This is a genomic window from Gilliamella apicola (genome assembly GCF_003202655.1).
GTDB lineage: Bacteria > Pseudomonadota > Gammaproteobacteria > Enterobacterales > Orbaceae > Gilliamella > Gilliamella apicola_R.
On the sequence record NZ_QGLR01000009.1, the window covers coordinates 655,884 to 678,654 of the forward strand.

The 22,771-nt window shown below is 33.0% G+C and carries 16 protein-coding genes; 13 read left to right on the top strand and 3 right to left on the bottom strand.

Annotated elements, in window-relative coordinates:
• The first annotated feature begins 1,239 nt into the window (after positions 1-1,239).
• The 3 genes from DKK70_RS07675 to DKK70_RS07685 all read left to right on the top strand — a co-directional run bounded on the left by DKK70_RS07675 (position 1,240) and on the right by DKK70_RS07685 (position 6,326).
• Entirely contained in the window at positions 1,240-2,991 is a 1,752-nt protein-coding gene (locus DKK70_RS07675) for an ABC transporter ATP-binding protein (RefSeq protein WP_110433444.1), read from the top strand.
• Positions 2,991-4,748: an ABC transporter ATP-binding protein gene (locus tag DKK70_RS07680; protein WP_110433445.1), complete on the top strand. Its 1,758-nt coding sequence runs from the start codon at positions 2,991-2,993 to the stop codon at positions 4,746-4,748. Before DKK70_RS07675 ends, DKK70_RS07680 begins: the two co-directional genes overlap by 1 nt.
• A 399-nt stretch (positions 4,749-5,147) precedes the next feature.
• Entirely contained in the window at positions 5,148-6,326 is a 1,179-nt protein-coding gene (locus tag DKK70_RS07685) for an MFS transporter (RefSeq protein WP_110433446.1), read from the top strand.
• 656 nt (positions 6,327-6,982) lie between these two features.
• Here DKK70_RS07685 and DKK70_RS07690 read toward each other — a convergent pair.
• Complete coding sequence (locus DKK70_RS07690) at positions 6,983-7,855, bottom strand: LysR family transcriptional regulator (RefSeq protein ID WP_110433447.1); 873 nt, start codon at positions 7,853-7,855, stop codon at positions 6,983-6,985.
• A 441-nt stretch (positions 7,856-8,296) separates the two neighbouring features.
• Positions 8,297-8,980, bottom strand: a complete 684-nt coding sequence (locus DKK70_RS07695) for an ArsR/SmtB family transcription factor (RefSeq protein WP_146210853.1) — start codon at positions 8,978-8,980, stop codon at positions 8,297-8,299.
• 306 nt (positions 8,981-9,286) lie between these two features.
• On the opposite strand from DKK70_RS07695, the gene DKK70_RS07700 reads away from it, so the two are divergent.
• The 8 genes from DKK70_RS07700 to DKK70_RS07735 all read left to right on the top strand — a co-directional run bounded on the left by DKK70_RS07700 (position 9,287) and on the right by DKK70_RS07735 (position 18,612).
• Entirely contained in the window at positions 9,287-10,651 is a 1,365-nt protein-coding gene (locus DKK70_RS07700) for an MFS transporter (RefSeq protein WP_110433449.1), read from the top strand.
• A gap of 552 nt (positions 10,652-11,203) precedes the next feature.
• Entirely contained in the window at positions 11,204-12,004 is an 801-nt protein-coding gene (locus DKK70_RS07705; protein ID WP_110433450.1) for a PoNe immunity protein domain-containing protein, read from the top strand.
• A 143-nt stretch (positions 12,005-12,147) separates the two neighbouring features.
• Positions 12,148-12,948, top strand: a complete 801-nt coding sequence (locus DKK70_RS07710) for a PoNe immunity protein domain-containing protein (protein WP_110433451.1) — start codon at positions 12,148-12,150, stop codon at positions 12,946-12,948.
• Between the two features lie 1,681 nt (positions 12,949-14,629).
• Positions 14,630-15,430, top strand: coding sequence for an alpha/beta fold hydrolase (locus DKK70_RS07715; RefSeq protein ID WP_110433452.1), 801 nt, complete (start codon positions 14,630-14,632; stop codon positions 15,428-15,430).
• A gap of 74 nt (positions 15,431-15,504) precedes the next feature.
• Positions 15,505-16,053 (top strand): peptidylprolyl isomerase, encoded by a 549-nt coding sequence (locus DKK70_RS07720; protein ID WP_110433453.1) that lies wholly within the window; start codon positions 15,505-15,507, stop codon positions 16,051-16,053.
• A 56-nt stretch (positions 16,054-16,109) separates the two neighbouring features.
• Positions 16,110-16,436 carry a hypothetical protein gene (locus DKK70_RS07725; protein ID WP_110433454.1) on the top strand — a complete coding sequence of 109 codons (327 nt, stop codon included), beginning with the start codon at positions 16,110-16,112 and terminating at the stop codon, positions 16,434-16,436.
• 12 nt (positions 16,437-16,448) lie between these two features.
• Positions 16,449-17,276 (top strand): MBL fold metallo-hydrolase, encoded by an 828-nt coding sequence (locus DKK70_RS07730; RefSeq protein ID WP_110433455.1) that lies wholly within the window; start codon positions 16,449-16,451, stop codon positions 17,274-17,276.
• Between the two features lie 133 nt (positions 17,277-17,409).
• Entirely contained in the window at positions 17,410-18,612 is a 1,203-nt protein-coding gene (locus DKK70_RS07735; RefSeq protein WP_110433456.1) for an acyltransferase family protein, read from the top strand.
• A gap of 228 nt (positions 18,613-18,840) precedes the next feature.
• On the opposite strand, the gene DKK70_RS07740 is transcribed toward DKK70_RS07735, so the two are convergent.
• The gene (locus tag DKK70_RS07740; RefSeq protein ID WP_110433457.1) at positions 18,841-19,728 is read right to left on the bottom strand and encodes a LysR family transcriptional regulator; all 888 of its coding nucleotides are present in this window, start codon (positions 19,726-19,728) and stop codon (positions 18,841-18,843) included.
• Positions 19,729-20,157: 429 nt separating this feature from the next.
• Between DKK70_RS07740 and prpD the strand changes: the two genes are divergently transcribed.
• Positions 20,158-21,585: a 2-methylcitrate dehydratase gene (gene prpD / locus DKK70_RS07745; protein ID WP_110433458.1), complete on the top strand. Its 1,428-nt coding sequence runs from the start codon at positions 20,158-20,160 to the stop codon at positions 21,583-21,585.
• 48 nt (positions 21,586-21,633) lie between these two features.
• Complete coding sequence (locus DKK70_RS07750; protein WP_110433459.1) at positions 21,634-22,770, top strand: hypothetical protein; 1,137 nt, start codon at positions 21,634-21,636, stop codon at positions 22,768-22,770.
• Position 22,771: the final 1 nt, after the last annotated feature.

Below are 22,771 nucleotides of genomic sequence, written 5' to 3' on the forward strand. Positions count from 1 at the left end.
GAATTATAAGAATAAATACTTATGTCGTTCTTTGATTACATAAAACAACCAATTCTACTACATCGTATAGAGTGAACTGAGTAAATCTCTCTTAAATTACAAAGATGTTTGTTTTCTAATGTTAGTAGATTTTTAACCATCTTATTCTTGAAGATATCGAGTGTTGGTATTACTTTATTATTTTTTGTCTCTTTTGCTTGCTATATAGTTGTAAACAAAGCAAATTATATAAGTATTTATGACATCTAAGTTATGTAAGAACTACGACTCCACATAAACAAGCGGTTTTTTAATGCTGTTTAAATTGTATTAAATTTATTGCATAAACTGCTTTAAAACATAGATAAGCAAGGCGAAAGAAACCGTGGTAAGTATAAATTTTTCATAAAACCACCAGATATTCATACAAACACCAATAGAGTACTGATCTCAAGGGGGAGGGGGTGGCGAAATTTTTCAGATCCTAAACACTTGTTGACAGTTCGTTTCAATTTAAATATTTACAGTTAATTTTGATTACTGCTTTCTGATAAGCCTGCCTCATGATAAACGTCTTGCATCAACAGATTTGAAGATGACAATCAAATTTATAAATAAGTGATCAAAATCAAAATATTTAGTATTGCAATTAATAATTCAATTTTGCCCCAAAAACGACCTTAACCTATGATAATAAAGGGAAAGTATATCGTTAAAAAATGGCTCAATACAAATGTTATTTGAATTAATTCTTTTAATATCAATACATTAATTAAGTTTTGCATGATACAAAAGTAAGCGTTCGATGGGTTTGACAATAAGTGTTCAATATGATAAAAATCTTTAATTGATAATGGTTATCAATATCATTGGCGCTCAATTTTATCTATATACCGATAAATAAAATTCTTTCAAAAAAGTAAAAAATAGCTATTTAATAAAATATTATTGAATAAAAAGTGACAAATCAAAACCTTGAGGGGAAGTTGGTGTTAATTTCGAATTGATATACATATTTCAGTAAGAGTTTCACACTTATTTTCGAATGATTGGAATATATAGTTGCCCTGTTTTTTCAATCAATCAAACACATACACTAACAAAAAGAAATCGGAATTTTGGATTTGGTACTAGCTGGTCATTAATATGCTGCAATATGAGAATAACATTGTAATAGGATTTGTATATGAGCAGTTTAAAGTCAAAATTAAGTTTATTTAGTTTGTGCATGATAGATATAGGCTAAGGAGACACTTAATTATGAATCACACGGATATATTTCTGCCAGTAAAGAATAAAGTATCTCATTCTATATTTTTGGCTTCAATTGCACAGGTGCTTAAACTGAGTATCTGGCTAATGTTGATCTGGGTTTTACACCAATTGATGTTGGATACCAGCGTCTTCCCGGGATTGCCGATTGTCTCTCTACTTGTTCTGAGCATTCTTTTTTATACGCTGAGAACTTATGCTCACGATAAGTCTCACTATGCGGCATTTGAACTAGAAAAAATATTACGAACTAGGCTTATCAAAAAGATCAATCAATTGCCTATTGAAACGGTTAGAAACATGGGCAACGGGAATCTTGTTAAAACATTAATCGATGATATTAAAGAATTACATGCTTTTGTGGCTGATGCTCCGCCCTTAAAAGCCGAGGCATTCGTTACACCAATTTTTACCTTACTGGTTTTATTTATCTTTAATTGGGTCTTTGCAAGCATTGTATTTGCCATCACTTTAGTTACTTTTCTACTGCTGAGTTTTATCATGAAAAAAGCTAAGCTTTTGAAGGAAAGCTATAATAATGCAACTATTCAAATCAACAGTAAAATAATTGAATATATTCAGGGAATGAGTGCGGTAAGAACATTTGATGCTGGGGAGGGAGCATTTGGTCAATATCAAAAAGCACTGGAAAACTATAGCCAGGTGGTCTTTCATTGGTTGCAATCTATGCGATTGTCTACAAAAATTGCTCGCAGCCTTTTCTCCGCTATGCCGATGAGTATCATATTAGTTGTTGGATTGAGTTTAGCCCAACTAAATGACCAAATCTCATTTATTACAATCTTCTGTTTTTTATTGTTGGCTATCGGTATTACAGAAAGTGTCCATCCAGTGATGAGTCTATTTCAGATATTACAAAAGTCAAAAGCAGCAATAGAGAGGATATTTGAAGTTGAAAATCTGCCAATTTTAGAAGCGCCTTCCACCCCGCTATTACCTGATAATAATGAGATAATTTTCAAAAACGTTGGGTTTTCTTACCTGAATTCTGACACTGTTTTATCCAATATCAATATCAAAATTCCTGAAAATTCATTTACCGCTCTTATTGGTACATCTGGTTCTGGTAAGACAACTCTGACAAATCTTATTCCACGTTTTCTTGATGCAACCTCTGGAACGATAACTTTAGGTGGAGTTAATATAAAAGAGATTGAATACGCTGAACTTATGTCGAGAATTTCATTTGTTTTTCAGGATAATTTTTTATTCTCATGCTCGATCGCAGATAACATACGCTATGGGTTAGACGATATCTCTGATGAAGATGTTATTGAAGCCGCCAAAAAAGCTGAAATTCACGACTTCATTTTGACACTTCCTCAACAATATAACACTCTGGCAGGAGAAAGAGGGCAGTTATTATCCGGTGGTCAAAAACAGAGGATCACCATTGCCCGAGTTTTTTTACAAAATCGACCGATCGTTATTTTAGATGAACCGACGGCTTTTTCTGATGCTCGAAATGAGGCCTTGTTGTTAAAAGCCTTTAACCGTTTAATTGATAAAAATAAAACTGTCATTATGGTAACCCACCGCTTATCGACGATTGTCAATGCTGACCAAATAATATTATTGGATAAAGGAATGATTAAAATTCATGGGACACATAATGATCTAATCGAAAATTCAAGTGATTATAAATTGTTATGGCAAGAGTATAACAAAGCAAAAGATTGGTCGATTCCAGTCAATAATTTGGCTGATGGAGAAAAGTGATGAAAGAGTATATTAATACAGACACACGCACAACAAAATCATTGCTGAAAACGTATATTGGCTTAATCAATGCGGCTGGAAAGCAAAAAAAAATATTGATCCGCAGTCTGATTTATACTGTGATCTCCTCATGTCTATTTGGCGTTTCGTTGGTTTTACTATATCCCTTATTTGCAGCGCTAGAAACCAAAAATGTTACTGCAACAGTTACTCATTTAATTATTGTCGTTGTTCTATTGATGGGTAGTTTTATTTTTAAGGTGCTTTGTGAACGCTATGATGCGGATGGTTATTCGACATTGGCAGTTACCGAGCTAAGGGAAAAATTAGGTAACAAGCTAAGACATATTTCCTTAGATTATTTAAGTCAGTTTAGATCTGGGGAAATAAATTACCTTATGATGCAAAGTGTCAATGAAGCGGCAGTATTTACATTTATGCTACTCAATATCATCATTACCGGCGTGGTTGTACCACTATCAGCTGCAATCGCCTTGTTCTTTTACAGCTGGCAACTTTCTTTGATGATGTTTTTGGTCTTTCCAATGGCAATTCCACTCTACCTGTGGCGTAGGAAGGCCTATCGCAGAGGTTTTAGCATTCTGGCAGAAGCCAATGCCAAATTAAAAGGGGAAGCTGTTGAGTTTGTACAAGGACTTGATGTATTGAAATCCACAGGCCAAACCGAAGAGAAGATGACAGAGTTTATTAAGGTAACAACAGATGTGGCAAATATACTGCGTATTGGCACAAAAAAAGGCGAAAAACCTAACTTAATTATCACCATTGTAATTCAAGTTGGTTTGATCCTTATCATCTCGTTAGGTGCCTATTTGGTGAATGCTGCGACCATTTCCTATCTCTTACTAGCCAGCGTGTTATTAATCGTTGCTCGTTCCACGGATGTATTAAACTATTTTGTACAAATGTCATCAATGCTTGAATCATTAGTTATAGGGTACGAAAAATTGCAGGAACTGTTGAATGCACCATCATTACCTGAAAAAAAGGCAGAGATTATGCCTGATCACTATAATATTGAATTTGAACGAGTTAACTTTTCCTACCGAGGGCAAGACAAATATGTTCTTAAGGATATATCCCTTCAGATCCCAGAAAAAGCATTAACCGCTTTGGTCGGTGCCAGTGGTTGCGGTAAGACTACAATAACCAAGCTTATTCTTCGGTTTGCTGATGTAAAATCAGGCAGTATTAAAATCGGTGGTATTGATATTCGAGATATGTCTCAGAGTCAGTTAATGAGTCTAGTCTCTGTAGTATTTCAGGATGTCTATTTGTTTCAAGACACCATTATTAATAACATTAGAATGGCAAAATTATCCGCTAGTGACGAGGAGGTCATCGAAGTTTGTAAACAAGCAAATTGCCACGAATTCATCCAGAATTTTCGCGACGGTTATCAAACACAACTCAATGATATTGGCAAAAGTCTTTCTGGTGGGGAGAGGCAACGTATCTCTATTGCCAGAGCTATTTTGAAAAATGCCCCTATTCTTATCCTCGATGAGCCAACTGCCGCACTCGATACTGAGAATGAACTGGCAGTGCAAAAGGTGATTAATAAGCTAGTGCAAGGAAAAACGGTATTAGTGATCGCTCATCGACTTTCTACTATCATCGGTGCTGAGCAAATTGTAGTAATTGATAAAGGCGAAATTGTGGAAAGTGGTACTCATCAGCAGTTATTGCAACAAAATGGGATTTATAATGAGTTTTGGTATCTTCAGCAAAATTAACCTCATTTGTGGCATTAATGTGCTGTTGCCCATAGTGAGTTACGGAGTGTGAACGATCTGGTGCTCATAAAACGGTACATAACCGGTAAATTCTTATGGGACGTGTTGGGGCATGGTCAGTAAGTACAATAATCATATTGTACATACTCTCTTCATTGCTCACCAACTCAGTTGCTCGAAACGGCCCTAAGTGAGCCTTTCGAATCATCCCAAACAAATACCCAGAAGGATTTACGTACTTTCCGTGGTGTTCATTTTTTTAGATAGTCAATATAGTTAATTGCGATAAATAATTTTCATAATGCAATAAATGATTGGAATTATACAGTTATAAGATTGTTTGCTAGCATAAATTCACTATATCTCCCACTAAAAAATATTATAATATGAGTGAATGACATGGAAAAAACCAATAATACCTTCCCCACATTGAGTCTGCTTGCTTTAGCAACCGCACTATTTATTTCTATTATGACTGAAGCTTTGCCTGTTGGATTTTTACTATTAATAAGTGAAGATCTAAGTGTTACCGAGGCTCAAACTGGACAAGTAGTGACGCTATACGCATTAGGTTCTCTACTATCAGCTATCCCATTAACAATTGCTACACAAAGTTGGAATAGAAAAAAATTATTAGTAATTGTTATGCTTGGTTTTGCTATTACTAATTTTATGACTGCCTATTTTTCGTCTTTTATCCTGATATTAATAGCTAGATTTTTAGCAGGTATTTTTGCCGGACTTTTGTGGGCAATGGTAGCAAGTTATGCAACCAGAATGGTTAGTGCTGATAAACAAGGCAGAGCAATAACGTTAGTTATGTTAGGGGTTCCAATTGCCTTATCTATAGGTATTCCATTGGGGACTGCAATAGGGCAGTTAGTTGGTTGGCGATTAACTTTTCATATGATTACTATCATCTCTTTGTTGTTGGTTATTTTTATATGGCTAAAATTACCTAATTTAGCAGCGTTAAAAGCAGCGAAAAAGAATTCCATTTTTTCTGTATTATCTATACGTTACGTAAAATCTATCTTAGCAATAAACTTCATTTTTGCATTTGGGCATAATATTTTTTACACCTATATATCACCATATTTACAACTATCTGGTAATGATGCAAATGTCGATGTTGTGCTATTTATTTTTGGTATTTCTTCAATAATTAGTATTACCATTGTTGGCATCTTTATCGATAATTATTTACGTAAATTAATTATTTTATCCCTCAGTTTATTTGCTATATCTGGATTGTTATTTTATGCCTTTGACCATCTTTATGGGCTAATTTTAATCTCAGTTGTAGTTTGGGGATTGGCCTTTGGCGGTGGCGCAACATTATTTCAAACTGCTTCAGCAAAAATAACCGGACAATCAGCCGACATTGCACAGTCTTTACTTGTCTCACTTTGGAATTTAGCAATAGCTGGTGGTGGATTTTGTGGGGGAATGTTACTAAATGTTTTCGATGCAAAAGTTTTACCTATCATAATGTCTATTTTGTTAATTTTTGCACTTTGTCTGGTGTTATATGCCGGTAAATTGGGTGTTACAAATCCAAGCGGGGGGATTCAATAGCTAATTGATTTGCAAACTTACGCTATTAAAAGATGTTGTAGATATAGTTTAGTATCCAAACATATAAAGCTGACTAAAAAGCAAAAAGGGTAATCATCTGGATCACTGAACATATTTCGGACTAGATGATTTTCCTCAGCGAAAAGATGTCTTAAATATCAATGCATTAATTTTGAGCAATCAAGATAATGTCTAAATACTTTAAGGTATAGAATTTAAACCAATGTATTAGGATGGAAGTATTGATTATGACAATAATATGTTTAAGACCAATAGATTAAGTCGTGATAGGTTTCCATTTTCCTCTATTTGTAAATAGTATAATTAATAAAAACAATGAAGCAAATAAGCCCCCTTTGTCAGAATTATTAACCTATGCTGAAAACCTTAAATTCACCATTGATATTAATGAAATTATTAAAATTGTATAAAAAACAAAGTAACACTTAAGTTATATTGAGAAATATCCAAAGGTTTAGAACTACTTGTCATCTTATATGTTTCTTCATATAAGTATCTATGAAAAGATGTAGTTGTAATATCTCTTTAGTTTATACGGTTATTTTTGCTTTAGAGTAGGGCAGAGATGATTGTTAATTAATGATTAAACAATATAATTGCAACTAACGTCATGAATTTTAATAATTATAAAAAATTTATTTATCTCTTATCTCATTAATAAATGTGAGAACATCTTTGCCTGCTTTTTCTTCATTCCATGACACGCCAATTTTCCATTTTGATCCTTTCCCCATAAGTTTTTTATATTTGATGGTTGATTTAAGATTATCAACTAAACTATGGGGTAGTATCGTTACATTCGAATGTAAATTAGCCATAGATATAATGTTGTAAACATTATTTGTGTAATATACATTTGGATAATTTAACGCATTACTAGAAAGATATTTGGTAATTTTTTGTGACAGATCAAAATGTGAATCATAATCAGGTAGACAAAGTGTATTCTTATCCAAAATTTGCTTAACATCATTAAAATCATTTATCTGAAAATTTTCTTTTTGATTGAATATAAAGACTAAATGATCTGAGCCTATTTCGGTATACTTTATTTGTTTATTCGTCGGTTTTTCCATAAAAGCGATATCTAATTCGCCTGATAAAAGCTTCTTTTCCTGCTCTTCTGAAGACAACTCATGTAGCTGAATTTTTATCATTGGATGATGTTCAGTGTAATTATTTATTATTTCCGGTAATCTATTTATACAGGAAAATGTATAGCCGATATTCAAGACGCCCGTTGTACCATTTTTTATTTTTTTTACAACACAGAATAATCTATCTAACTCATTGGCTAAATTAACCGCATATTTGTAGATTATTTTACCTTCCTCAGTTAGGTAACAACCCTGATTATCTCTAAGAAATAGTTTAAAACCAAATATTTCCTCAAGAAGTTGAATTTGTTTGGTAAGTGTTGGTTGGGTTATATTCAGTTTCTCAGCAGCATCGCGAAAACTATCACTTGTCGCTAATACAATAAATGATCTTATTTTCTTTACATACATAAGGAAATCCTTTTCGTTAATTATTGACTATTATACTTAATTATTCGATATCCATGACCTATTAAGAAAATTTGTTTTAACCAATAAATTTATTTATTCGGTTATGTAACTAACTATACCTATCATTACAGTAAGATCTGTTAAAAACGAAAATTAATGTCAGGCAAGTTCAAGTTCAAAGAACTATTACCAACGTTAAGACTGTGCTCTAACTGCGTTAACGAAATATGATTTAGTTTTGGCGTGTCAGCTTGACTAAATGAATTAAATTTTTGCTTGCAATGGACTATTTTGCAGAAGGTTAGGGGATATCATTTAATTTCAATGGATGATTAACAACCTAAACGCAATGGTGTTTTTTATTATAATTAATACGTTAAAGTAACTTAGTTGCTAGTTTTAAAAGATTTAATTGAAAAATTGATGTTTATTTTAGATCCCTTATATATCAATTAATAATAGATTTAAGCTTTTCCTTCCTTTTTGGGTTATTGTTAATTCACGTTTATTATCTTCTTGTTTAAACCATCCTTGTTGTAGCATTGATTGCAGTAGTAAAGTCCCTAAGGTGCCACCAATATGATCCCGATGTTCAGTAAAATCTATACAGCGCTTGCCAACACAAGTTGTGTTAGATGTGTTAAATAATAACTTATGTTCATTAAAAAAGATTTTACCTTTTTCAGTAACCACAAAAAAATTGTCTTGTATAACAATAAATTCATTATTAATAAATGATTGGGTCAGTGCTACAGACCATGAGCCAGCTAAATGTTTATAACATGTTCTTGCCTCTTTAAATTTTTCTTTAGTTTTAGAATTAGATAAAAATAAGCAATCATTTGGTGGAATAATGTTAAACGTTGACTCTATAAACGTTGCTGTATCTTGATTTTTTATTTCATAGTAGCGGTGTTTACCACATGTCCTGTGATGGATAAGTGCAACATCTTCTAATTTTTTTAAATGAAAACGAGTAGCTTGTGGTGATAAATTCAGTCGATTTGCTAACCATGAGGCTGAAAGCGCTCTACCATTCATTAATTCCGTAATAATCATAACTCTACTAACGTCAGACATTACATCCGAAAATCGTATTAAATCCTCACAATATAATTTATTCACTCTTTATAATCTCCAAAAAAAATCAATGATGTTTTTAGTTATTATTCAATTGGCAACCAACAAAGCAAAGCATATTAATATATGCTTTTTAGCTAAATTGTTTAAATTTCTTTTTAAACATAATTTATAAAAAGTAAATAAGCTAATTGGATATTTTCACCAACACAAAAAGAAAGTACATGAAACTCTATGAAAAAAAATATTTCATTTTTGCAACTTCTATTCTAATGGTTGGTTACTTTTGCATTCACTTTTTTCTGTAGGTAGTCAGTTAAAAGCGAAATTTTAGTAAGGTGAGACCTTTAAATGACTCAAGCAGTTAATAGTACTAAACCAATGTATTCTATTTATATTATATGTTTTTTAGGATTATTCTTATCAACATTAGATACTGGGATTATAAACTTAGCGTTAAATTCCTTTTCAATCGATTTTGATGTTTCTTTAGAATATATCGGATTATCAATTACTTTATATTTATTATTGCTAATTATTTTTCTCGTTCCTAGCGGTTGGCTTGGTGACTTTTTAGGGCAAAAAATAGCGTTAATAGTAGGCTTCTTGCTTTTTGGTCTAACCTCAATGATTGCTGGATTTTCAGATTCTGCTAATCAGCTTATTTTATCTAGATGTGGACAAGGAATAGGTGCCGCATTATTGCAAGCAAATTGTCTGGGATTGGCTGGTTTACAATCAAGCAAACAAAAAATAAAATTAAATTCTTTCATAATGTTGGCGATAAGTTTAGGACCAATTCTTGGCCCTTCTTTTGGCGGCATTATTTTAAAATTATGGGGGTGGCAATTCTTATTTCTAATTAATGTTCCCTTGTGTATTGTGGGCTCTCTTTTTTGTTTGAGAATAAATAAATCAGTAATCTTACTAAATGAAGAGACTTTCGATTTAAAAGGAATGATACTATTTTTCATAATGTTAGTCGGTTGTGTTTCTCTCATTTATTCTAATAATATAAAACTATCGTCGGTTGAAACAAGCTTCATCGGATTTTCTTCTTTGATCATATTTTTATTTTTTGGGAAGATTGAATCAAAACACTCCAATCCTTTTTTCCCTGTCAAATTATTATCAATTTCGTCAATTAGATACATTTCAATTGGCAGTTTGATTTTTGGACTGACCGCGGGCATTATTTTTTCAGCATCACCTATCATATTTACTAGAGAGACTAGCTATCCTATTGACGAAATAGGATTAATTTGTACTGCTTCACCCATTGGCGTTATTTTAAGTGTGTTTGTCAAAAAAGTAATAAATCCAAATTATAAAAAAATTATACTAATTTATGCTTTACCGCTTATGTTATCTGCTTTTGCCTTGCTTTTCTTGGTTAGTTTTAATATTTCAGTCTTTAATTATGTTATAGCTGCTGTGTGCTACGGATTAGGTGGCGGACTGTTTCAAAGTTCATTAATACAGATAGCAATGGATCAAAAAAAAGATAAACAATCCACGATTGGTGGCTTGTTAAGACTTTTTCAAAATGGCGGAATTATTATTGGAGCGGCATGCTCTTTAGCGTTGTTAGAAATAGATATTTCTCCATTAGAGTACAATTCTAACTATCAAACATTATGGGGTATTACTTTCATCGTACTTACTATCATATTTGTTTATTCATATGTTTTTTTAGTTAGGATGAAAAATAATTAAAATCTCATTTTTAATCAGGTAGATAATAATGCAAAGTAGATAATATTCAAGATAATTCATTGTAAAAAAAGTGTTTGAAGTGTACGTATCCGTTAAAACAAATATTACAAAACTATCTATAACTAAGTCCATCAGACTATGAAATATTGACGAATATCATGCTACTTCTATTTGGGCAGGTATTTTTTTGTATGCTCTTTGTTACTTCAATTAGTGTTAATAATAATTCACTTTTTATAATAATTTTAAGTAGCATCATCTAATTTGTAACTTCAGTACTGCTTGGCGTAGGTCTTTTATCTATAATTTGGATGAAGAAAAATTTAAATTTTGGGATGCATAAATCAAAAAACATGATAAACAATGACAAGGAAGTTAATGCAATAGTTGGCTAAGTTTAAAATGTCATTATTAAACATCAAAATTTATCAATTGATGAGTTATTGAGCCATTAATCGAACAGAACTTTACTGCACAAGAAGTTTTCAATTAAAATCAAAATAGTAAAAATAAACCGATAACTAAAAAATTAGTCATGGAAATGAAATAAATATGTCAGAGTTTGGACAGAAACGCCGCCAAAAATTATTGGATGAAGATTTTTATCCATTTGTTCAAGAAAGATTTGAATGGGAGATAAACGAGTTTAAAAAAACAATACAAGCTATTGAAGATCCTTATCTGGAACCAATGATAGATCTCTATTATCAACAACTATGCCTTGATTATACGGCAGGTAAACCGATTGTTGATTTACTGCCGACGATGGAGAAAGTAATAAATTATACCGAAAATACAATTGAGCACGTTAAACGATATAATCTCGCTCATCCAGGTGATAGGGTAGACATTACAATTTTAACCGAATACTTTCAGACTGAAAAATTATCAAATTTATTAGGTTTATGTATTTTATTTGAACGTCAAGACTGGTTAGAAACGATTGTTAAAGCTGTCGATTTAGATTATGAAAATCGAGAAAAAGCATTAGATAGTTTGATTGCTATGAAAATTCCTAACTATCCAATTACCGAAGAAAAAACACCGCGATCACTCAGCTTTCGTAATCCTCTTTATAAAGCGATTCATGCAGAAAAACCAAAAGATACCTTAAAATTCTTAGATGAATATTTACGCCGTTGGTATGATGGATTATATAAAGCAGGTAATGTTTACATGGATAGTCATTTAATACAACAAGGTGATTCACGAGAATGTTGTACATTTCATGGTTACTGGTGTTTTGAAGCGGCAGCCGTTGCATATTTAAAAAATATTGATGATAGTACATTACATCGTTTTATGTATTATCCAAAAGACATGGTTGAATATGCTCGTCAGCAATCTTCATAATCGATTGAAGCGCATAACCTAAACGGATATAGACTACCTAAGCCCATCAGTCTATGAAACTAGATAAGTATTATGCTGCTCACTAAAGTGAAGGTAGTAAAAAGCAGAATAAATAAAAAATAAGCCAAGGAAATGAAATAAATATGTCAGAATTTGAAAAACAACGTCGCCAAAAATTATTGGATGAAGATTTTTATCCATTTGTTCAAGAAAGATTTGAATGGGAGATAAACGAATTTAAAAAAAAGGCACAAGCTACTGAAGATCCTTTACTAGCATCATTGATAGATCTCTATTATCAACAATTATGTCTTGATTATACAGCAGGTAAACCGATTGCTGATTTATTGCCGACGATGGAGAAAATAATAAATTATACTGAAAATTCAATTGATTGTATTGAGCGATATAATCACGCTCATCCTGATGATAGGGAATATATTTCAATTTTAACCGAGTACTTTGAAGCAGAAATGTTATCAAATTTATTAGGTTTATGTATTTTATTTGGACGGCAAGACTGGTTAGAAACGATTGTTAAAGCGGTCGATTTAGATTATGAAAATCGAGAAAAAGCATTAGATAGTTTGATTGCAATGAAAATTCCTAACTATCCGATTACTGAAGAAAAAACACCGCGATCACTCAGCTTTCGTAATCCTCTTTATAAAGCGATTCATGCAGAAAAACCTAAAGATACTTTAAAATTCTTAGATGAATATTTACGTCGTTGGTATGATGGTCTACGTAAAACAGGCTATGTTTATATTGATAGCCATTTAATTCAACAAGGTGATTCACGAGAATGTTGTTGTTTTTATGGCTACTGGTGTTTTGAAGCAACAGCCGTTGCATATTTAAAAAATATTGATGATAGTACATTACATCGTTTTATGTATTACCCAAAAGATATGGTTGAATATGCTCGTCAGCAATCTTCATAAAAATTGAAACGTATAGCCTAAACAGATATGAAATTACCTAAACTCATCAGTCTATGAAACCGGATAAGTATCATGGTACTTACTAAAATGAAGGTAGTAAAACACAGCGCACAAGAGGTGTTGGCTAAAGTGTCGATGGATTTGGGGTATGGCGGTGGTCGAGGGAGGTTTCTGATATAGAAGAATCAAGTTCAATCACTAAATTTGCTGCTTCTTATCTAAATTCTGCTGTATAAAATATCGACGACTCTTTTCACCTCGTTTATGGTTTTATTTTGTCATCAAACTTGGTATCGGGGTTTATTAAACCTCTATACTTTTAAGGAGAATTTTAATATAAAAAATTTTTAGACTATCAAATTGTTACCATTTTAAAAAAGCTGAAGTTTTTAGTGCTTGTCAAAGAGTTTTCCCATAAATATAGTGATATAACAGTCTCAATTTTTTATAAATTACAGATTAGTATGGCGGTAAGCAAACATCGCATATTAAGCAGTTAAGACAGTCGCAATACTGCGTAACAATTAAAATGATTTTTGCTATTGTGAATTTCAGTCGCTAGATTTATTGCTACCAAAGTATGTTGGTAGATGACTCAATGATTATTTTGCTACTCAAGTCAATAACAGATAAGTAGCTACATTGAGATTTCCTAAATTTTGTTCGAATTAAAAAACAGGGATATAAGTTGAATCATATGCTACTTTATCAAGTTTATTGTCAATCAAAACTCAATTCATTCTATGCGAAATAAACCATTGCCTCAGCGTAAGTCAAAGCCATTATCATCACCAAATCGTCGGAGAGAATATTGTTCTATGTATTTTATGAGTGATAGTTAAGAAAACCATTGTCGATTTAGAACTTTAAATGTTATTGATGACTTTAATCATAAAGCATTAGCTATTGATATATGGGGCAGTTTTCCGCAGGTAGAGTTACTGGTTAATTAGACTGATTAGCTTAATACCATAGTATTCATTAAAAATATCAGTTGATAATGGAGCGGAATTTAACGCAACAGATTTATAAAGTGGGCAAAATCACACGAAATAATCATAGATTACACTATAAACCTAACGATCTTTATCTAAACTCCTAGATAGAAGGATTTAATCGTACATATTCAACAGAGTATTAGATTTTCATTTAATTAAAAATCTGGAACAAGTAAGAAAAAATAACGGAAGAATAGTTAAAGATGTATAACACAGAAAGATCACATCTAGCATTAAATAATATGACACCTGTTAAATTATGATATATCAAACAAATAACATAGTTTTATAGATAGTTCGTGTTTTAACAATGAAATATGTACAGAAGTGAATTATATTTCATTTAGTAATTTTATCTATTTATAAAAAATCATTTTATGCTCACCATTATAAATAATGGATATTAGTGTTACAAATGAGAAGTCTGAATAACTTCTTAGCATATATTAAACAATTCGATAGTGACATCGAAATTATCCATTAGAACAAAATAACAAAATATTCTAATAATATTATCTGTTCTAAAAAGATAAATATATTTATCCAATATTGTTGTTGAAAACAACATCAGTTAATTAGTAATGATTTCTTTTATGTAATAACTAAAAAGATGATGGATTACAAGGGATAATCTATTCACTTGAACCTTATTGCAGCAATAAAAAAAGTAAATGGAGATACAAATGTTTATAAGACCACTGAAACTCACTCAACATATTGATATACAAGGTTCAGAAAACACCACTACTTTGATTCTTCTTCATTCTTTAGGTACTGATATGCACCTATGGGATCTGCAAATGCCAAGGTTAACTGAACGTTATCGAGTAATCAGATTAGATATTCGAGGGCATGGGCTTAGTGCAGTTGATGCATTACCTTTTTCAATGGAAGATCTAGCTGATGATGTTATTGCGGTTATTAATCATCTGAAAATCGATAAATTTTATGTAGTTGGTGTTTCGATTGGTGGCACGATAGCACAATGGATTGGCTTTAAATTACCTAAACAAGTTCAAGGAATGGTAATTATCGATACTTCACTGGTAAATGCCGCGCCTCCATCTTTATGGCGTGCAAGAGCAGAAGATGTTTTTCAGCATGGTTTAGAACATCTTGAGAGAGGAATTATCGGTAATTGGGTTACTGCAAAATTCATTGATTCTCCTGAGGCTGATGGTCTAAGGCAAATGTTAAGGCGAACGACTGTCGAGGCGTTTTCTGGGTGCTCTTTAGCGATTGCTGATACCGATTTAACGAATATGCATATCTCTGATGTGAGAGCAGTCGTGATCAGAGGTGAGGAAGACAAATTAACTCCACAGGATTACGCTCAACGTCTAGCACAAAAGCGTAATGCTGAACTACATGTTATCTCTGGAGCCTCACATCTACCAAATTTAGAAAAACCAGATGAGCTTACAGAAGAAATTATTTCATTTATTGAAAAAGCCAATGCACCTAATAAGCTTATAACTAATTAATTTAATTAGTAAATTAGGTGATAGTAAATTAGGTGATAGTAAATAATGCTTGTGTCAAAAATGGAGACAATGATATGAACCGTAGGTTATTTATAAGTGGCTGTTTGGGTATGTGTGCCGGGGCGGTCATTCTGCCATCTGTTATAAAATTTTTGTATTCTAAAGGTAATATAATTGAAATGGAACTTAGCAGTGGCATAGTCATGATACAGCTATTTCCTGACCTTGCGCCTAATCACGTTTCACGAATTAAAACTCTAATCAATCTCAATTTTTATGATGGAATGCCTTTCGCTCGAGTGATAAACGGCTTTATGGCACAAACTGGCGAGCCGATAAAGAAACCGCTATTTGATCATAAAAGATTGCCTAAATTAGCTACAGAAATTACGCATCTCCCATTTGAACGAGGCACCTTAGGAATGGCAAGAACGCGAAATTTGCACAGTGCTTGCCATCAGTTTTTTATAACTACCGATCGAGCTCGATTTTTAGATCGAAATTATACTGTATTTGGCAAAGTTATAAAAGGGATGGAATTTATTGACCAAATTCGGTGTGGTGATGCCGAATTGGGTACGGTTGTTAACCCACATATGATTAAAAAAATGCGGTTAGTGTAAATCGAGGTACCTTATAAACTGTCATCAAAATACTTACACATAAGAGAGGTTATTAAATGCCAAGTATTACCATATATACTTCAACCAGTTACAAGATGGATCCTCCTGTTTTTGCTGAATTTGCGGTTTCTTTGGCTAATCTAGCTAAAGATATTTTGAAAGCAAAAGACAGTAATATCCATATAACCTACTTAACAGGTGATATAGGTTATGGAACACCTGTTTACCTTGAAGCAAAGCTTAGAAATGAAGTTTTTCGTAATGAAATGGTCATGAATGAATTTCTAAAGCAAGTTGATTTATTGATTAAAGAAAATATAGGCGTCGTTGCAAGAATCCGATGTTTTCTTTATGAAAAAAATTATATTTTCGGAAAAAACTGAAGGATAGAAATGATGAAAGAGAAACTGCCGATGAGAGAATTGGGAGATGTCTCAGTGACTGCAATTAGTGATGGTTACCTCGAAGTTGGCTTTGACTTGTTAGCAAATATTGATGATACGGAATGTAAAACTATTCAGCAAAAGGCATGTCCAAATAAACTCAATTCAGTACATATTAATGCTTTCTTAGTAAGACAGCAAGGGAAAAATATCCTGATTGATAGTGGTGCAGGCGGCATAAAAGGTTGGGGTGGCGAATTAGTTAATAATTTGGCTAAACTTAATTTGAAGCCTACCGACATAAATGCGGTTCTTCTCACCCATACACATCCTGATCATATTGGAGGTTTGATTACATCCGATGGACAAGCGGTATTTTCAGGTGCGGAATTATTGATTAGTCACGATGAGTATAATTTCATACAAGATGATAAATACTTTAATTCATTCAATGATCGCGCCAAAGGTAACATCATTTTTGCTCGTAATGTTTTCGAGCAATATAAGAGTCATTTACAGATAATTGAACAAGGGGAGGTGTTACCGGGTATAGATGCAATTCCTATGAAAGGCCATACTCCAGGACATACTGGTTATAGAATTGAAGGTAGTAATGGAAGCTTATTAATTTGGGGTGACATCGTTCATTTTCCACATATTCAGCTTTTAAAACCTAATGTCTCTATTGCTTTTGACTATGATCCAAAATTAGCAATAGAAACTCGTCTTCGAGTCCTTGATATGGTGAGTTCCGAGCATATTCTCGTAGGTGGGATGCACTTTGGAAATGATGGTTTTGGTTATATCAAAAAAAATCAAACAGGCTATGCATTATTGTAACTAATTTATGCATATTGTTATTTTGAAGTGCATGGCTTATTAATCTAGTTGATATCATTATCTAATATAAGTCACATGATTTAATTTCAGAGTTATTTGGATATTTAAAGATATTATCTTATGGAGTAATACAATGAATTTAGCAATAACAAAAAAAATTGTTCAGTATCATTTTTGTAATGAAACACATAAAAAGTCTGATTTTGATCCGCTATCCTCAAATAAAGTATCAGTCCGTCCTAAACTACCTTCCATAACAGGAAGCCGATTTTGGGCGGCTCTTTTAGTCTTTCTATTTCATTCCTCTTTGCCAAGTGATCTTGCCCCTTTTGCTGATCCAACTGTAGAGCATATTTTTACCGTAACTGTTGCGAAAGCAGGTTGGTTAGGCGTGTCATTCTTTTTTATTCTAAGTGGATTTATTATGGTCTGGTCAGCAAAAGAGTCAGATACTGTTGGTAATTTTTATCTAAGACGTTTTGCTAAAATTTATCCAACCCATTTTTTGACATGGATAATTGCATTTATAATTGGTGCGATAAGTATAACTCAGTATAAACTATGGTTATCAAACCTGTTGTTGATTAATACCTGGTTCAATGATGTTCATTATTTTTTTGTAGCTAACAGACCTAGCTGGTCGTTATGTGTTGAGGCTATTTTTTATCTCTGTTTTCCATTCCTATATAAATTAACCAATGCTATATCCAAAAAACACAATCTATTAGCTCTGTTGATTGTCATATTGTTAGCCTTTATATTTCAAATATATACTTATCTACAAGTTGAACCAAATCAAATGATGAGAGCGTTCCCAATATCTCAGAATCATTTTTGGATCTCATATATATTTCCGCCATCACATATTTTTGAGTTTCTCGCTGGTATGTATGCAGCACGAATGTTGATAAGTGGGAAAACAATTATGCTAGCTAAATCAGTGTCGCTAGCGTTATTAGCTATAGTATATATTTGTTCAATGTATGTTCCATTTCAATTTAGTATGAGTGTTATATTTATTATTCCTGTTTGTTTACTGATTACTTCATTAGCTGGTGATGACCTAAAAATGAAAAAAACAATATTTAACTCTCAAACGTCAGTTTGGTTAGGAGAAATCTCTTATGCATTCTATATGGTTCATTTTTTAGTGTTATTCTATTTCTTGAACTTAACTAATGGCAATAAATATAATTTGGCAGAAGGAACAGGGCTTATTGTTATTTCGTTGATTTTAACAATTTCTTGTTCAGCTTTTTTATATAAATACTTCGAAGTTCCTATGATGAAAATCATTTTGTCTAGATTTCGAAGAACTATAGCGAAAAGTGCATGAAGACAAATCAAATGCAAAATTAGAATTGTTATCAGTAAATCATCTTAATGGTACGAGATGGTTTACTCACATGGGTAAAAGGTATCAGTGTGACCTTCAACATATTTAAATACCCAATTAGGATAGCTTATTGTGGTATTTTGTTTGTCAATTGATTTTTTTCTTTACAAATTGTCCTTTAAAGGTTTTACTCTTCAATATTAGCCGAAAATAATGAGTAAAATACTTCTAATAACCAACATTTTGCAATCTCGGATCTTGAAACACCGAAACCATCATATTTGTTAACTTTGTTATATCTAGATACGGACAATCTGTACGGTAAACCAACTCAATTTTGAAATCATTAAATTGAGAGTCCAACTTATGAATTTTTATCTTATTTTTAACTTCATCGCTAATTGAGCATCGCAATACCAATGATACTCCTTTTCCAGCCGCTATATTTGAGAATAAAACGAGATATGATCCGCACTCAACTACGCGTTTAGGTGTAATATTGCCTTCATTAAATAATGTGTTGAAATTTCTTGTCGAGGTTGCACATTTCTTGCTACTTAACAAAAAGACTTGTCCATTCAAACATGATATATCGGTAATTGGTGGATGACTTTTTTCAGTAACAATTACAAGTTCACTCGATAATAAGATAGTACTTGCATGGCGATCGTTAGAAAATCCAGCACCAATGATGACTGCGTCAAATTCATTTTTATCAAAAGCTTTGAGTAGGCTAACTGTGTTGCCAATTGAAATATTAATATTCCAACCCAATTCCTGACCTAAATCTATCAAAGAACTAATAATATAAGGTGGTAAACATTCTATTACTCCTATTCTTATAGTCAATTGACAACCTTTGGAATAAGATATATTGTTTTTACAATCATCTGCTAGATTCAAAATTTTAAGTGCATACTCATAAAGTATTTTACCTTGTGCAGTTGGAATACAGCCTTCAATTTTCCTATCCAACAAGGTCACATCTAGATTTTCTTCTAGACATCTTATCCGGTGAGAAATACTAGATTGTACACGATTCAATCGCTCTGCTGCTTGTGTTATATTCCCTGTTTCCACGACTGTCACGAAAGCGAGAAGTTCACTTAGTTTCATGTAATACCTCATACTAAAAGTTAATTTGATGCTGATAAAATATCAATAACTATTTTTCTTCCATCAATATTGTAATGGAATATGCAAATTGTGGTTCCATCCTCACACCAAACTTGAAGTAAAATGAAACTACATCGATAATTTATTTCTATCACACATACAAAATAATTTCACCATCTTAACTGTCCACACTTCAACATCATTAAGATATCTATCTTTTCGATGATTGACTCGATTTTATTCGCTGGTTTTTTAATATGCTGATAATTATTATTTTTCCTAGGATAAGATAATTACCTATTCTATTACCAAATATCTACAGAATCAAATACCGTAATAATCAGGTAGTAAGGTTGATTTATTTTATTGGTATCTTCTGTCAGATATTAATTAGAAATAATGATAAATTTTTTACTTATAGGATGAAGTATGTCGCAGCTTAAGTATGATAAAACAATGGTCGATTTGGTTGATTATGCATATGAACAAACACCATTTAATGATGAAACACTTCGAATGGCACGTTTGTGTTTGTTAGATTCTGTGGGATGTGCTATCGCTGCATCTACAGATTCTGATTGTTGCAGATTGATGAAAAGTATTCAGTTCAGTAAAAACAGCCATGGTGTTCCTATTGTAGGGACTTCACTACGGTTGGGGCCAATTGAAGCGGCCTTTCACATAGGTTCGATGATTCGTTGGCTTGAATTCAACGATACTTGGTTGGCTCAAGAATGGGGGCATCCATCTGATAACTTGGGAGCTATATTAGCGGCTGCAGCATGGAAAAGCCTTACGGATAATACTCAAGCCCCAATTAACATGGTTACTGTATTGAACACAATGATTCGTGCATATGAAATACATGGATTACTGTGTTTGTCGAACTGTTTTAATGTGTTAGGCATTGATCACGTGGTGTTAGTTAAAGTGGCCTCAACAATTGCCTCAGCACAAATCATGGGATTATCGAAAGATAAAGCGCTGAGTGCGTTATCTAACGTGATTATAGATGGTCATGCCCTTAGAACTTATCGGCATGCACCCAATGCAGGTACCCGTAAATCTTGGGCGGCCGGTGATGCTACTTCACGAGGATTGTTATTTGCTTTATTTGCCGAAGCAGAGGAGATGGGATATCCAACCGCGTTAACAGCGAAAAAATGGGGATTTAATGATGCAGTTTTACGTGGACAATCTTTTAAGTTAGAGCAGAAACCATCTGACTTCGTCATTAAAAATATATTATTCAAAGTTCCCAATCCCGCCGAATATCATGCACAAACTGCAGTGGAAGCCGCCATTATTCTACGTAACAAAATTCTTTCTGCCGGATACTCTATTGAAAATATAGAATATGTCCGTGTAGAAACCACTCGTCCGGCTATTCAAATTATTGATAAATCAGGGGTACTGAATAACTCAGCAGATCGTGACCACTGTCTTCAATATATGATAGCGGTTGGACTGCAAACAGGAAATCTAACGATCAAAGATTTTCACGAGCCAATGGCCTCAAATTTGCAGCTGGAAATTTTACGTCAAAAAATTACTTGCGTCGAACAGATATCTTTTACTGAAAGTTATTATGATTCGGAAAGACGTGCGATTCCAAATGCTCTCTATATTAAATGTCATGGTATGAAGGATGAAATTTTTGAGTTAATTGAATACCCACTTGGTCATGTTCGACGTCGCGAAGAGTGTTTAGATGCATTGATTACAAAATTTCGACTTAATCTTTCCGACAGTCGCTTAAGCGAGCGGACAGATGAACTTTCTGAGATATTTACTACTGATAATAAATTGGAGGATTTATCAATTATAGAATTCTTACAAATGTTTTGCATAGATTAATCAGGACTTAATAAATTACATAACTTAATATAGTTAAAGGAGATTTAAGTGAAAAAAGCAATACTAGTTGGCTGTGGTGCCGAAATTGGTGCGAATTTATTGATTCAAAATGATTCTGAAAAAGATGGTTTCGCCATTAAGATGGTAGTCACAAATCCCCCAGCGATTGATAAACATTATCCAAAACTACGTCCAATCGATGGTATAGTTGCTCGATTGGCTATGGCACAACCTGGAATACAGTCTGTAGTTGAAATTATTAATGACAATACATTAAAAATTCAAGGTCGAGAAATTCACTTTTTTTTCGGGGATATATCTAAAGAATGCCCACCGATTCAAGAACATTACGATATTGGTTTTATTGCGACGAACAAAAAGGATATGGATCTCAATAGCCCAGTGGCTCTCAATATGCTTAGACTGTCGGATATCGTCTTGGGTGTTGCTGAGTCAGATAGCCTAAAAAGTATCTATGGTTGTCTTGTTGATTTGACAAGTAATGAAATTAGTACAATAAACAGTATGGTTGTTAGTGCAGGTATGTACTGCTTAGGTTCGTGCCAGACAAATGGTATGCATGCTTCTTTACGAGTAATGGTTGAGGCCTTGCATGCTATCAATCGCAACGCTTCGCATATTTTGTCAATTGAGACTGATATCGTGCATCCCGATACCCCAAACGGAGTATTAGGTACTCGATCGTTTGAAGGTCGAATGCAAGATGCTCGTGATAATTTGCGTCCAAGTTTTTCACAAATATCTATGAGCCAGAAAAAAGTTATGCCTTGGGCACCATTAATAAACACTGTATCGTTAAGAGCTCCTGTTCACGCACCAGGTTATCAAATAAATCGTTTTATTGTAGAAGATAATGGGGCTTTAACAACTAACTTAATTGAAAAATCCATTGAAAGTGTGAGCAATGCTCTCCCTTATGTTGTAACGCATTCACAATCGCCTCTAGGTGGTCGAGCTTATTCATATGAACGTCGCTGCTCGACTATCTTATCTGACTCAAACCATTTACTTATTCTTCGCCCAGATTATTTAGCAAAGAAAGGTTTAAGTGAAATCATAATTCAATCATTTGTTAACAATACAGTAGGTTATACAGCAGTTGTCCGCGCAGTTGCGAGCAATATTGCACATGGACTTCCTGTGGCAACTTTCAAGGAGATTTAAA

Excerpts from the sequence above, each read along its gene's own strand:
- DKK70_RS07675 (WP_110433444.1), top strand. The coding sequence starts at position 1,240 with ATGAATCACACGGATATATTTCTGCCAGTAAAGAATAAAGTATCTCAT.
- DKK70_RS07680 (WP_110433445.1), top strand. The coding sequence starts at position 2,991 with ATGAAAGAGTATATTAATACAGACACACGCACAACAAAATCATTGCTG.
- DKK70_RS07685 (WP_110433446.1), top strand. The coding sequence starts at position 5,148 with ATGGAAAAAACCAATAATACCTTCCCCACATTGAGTCTGCTTGCTTTA.
- DKK70_RS07690 (WP_110433447.1), bottom strand. The coding sequence starts at position 7,855 with ATGTATGTAAAGAAAATAAGATCATTTATTGTATTAGCGACAAGTGAT.
- DKK70_RS07700 (WP_110433449.1), top strand. The coding sequence starts at position 9,287 with ATGACTCAAGCAGTTAATAGTACTAAACCAATGTATTCTATTTATATT.
- DKK70_RS07705 (WP_110433450.1), top strand. The coding sequence starts at position 11,204 with ATGTCAGAGTTTGGACAGAAACGCCGCCAAAAATTATTGGATGAAGAT.
- DKK70_RS07710 (WP_110433451.1), top strand. The coding sequence starts at position 12,148 with ATGTCAGAATTTGAAAAACAACGTCGCCAAAAATTATTGGATGAAGAT.
- DKK70_RS07715 (WP_110433452.1), top strand. The coding sequence starts at position 14,630 with ATGTTTATAAGACCACTGAAACTCACTCAACATATTGATATACAAGGT.
- DKK70_RS07720 (WP_110433453.1), top strand. The coding sequence starts at position 15,505 with ATGAACCGTAGGTTATTTATAAGTGGCTGTTTGGGTATGTGTGCCGGG.
- DKK70_RS07725 (WP_110433454.1), top strand. The coding sequence starts at position 16,110 with ATGCCAAGTATTACCATATATACTTCAACCAGTTACAAGATGGATCCT.
- DKK70_RS07730 (WP_110433455.1), top strand. The coding sequence starts at position 16,449 with ATGAAAGAGAAACTGCCGATGAGAGAATTGGGAGATGTCTCAGTGACT.
- DKK70_RS07735 (WP_110433456.1), top strand. The coding sequence starts at position 17,410 with ATGAATTTAGCAATAACAAAAAAAATTGTTCAGTATCATTTTTGTAAT.
- DKK70_RS07740 (WP_110433457.1), bottom strand. The coding sequence starts at position 19,728 with ATGAAACTAAGTGAACTTCTCGCTTTCGTGACAGTCGTGGAAACAGGG.
- prpD (WP_110433458.1), top strand. The coding sequence starts at position 20,158 with ATGTCGCAGCTTAAGTATGATAAAACAATGGTCGATTTGGTTGATTAT.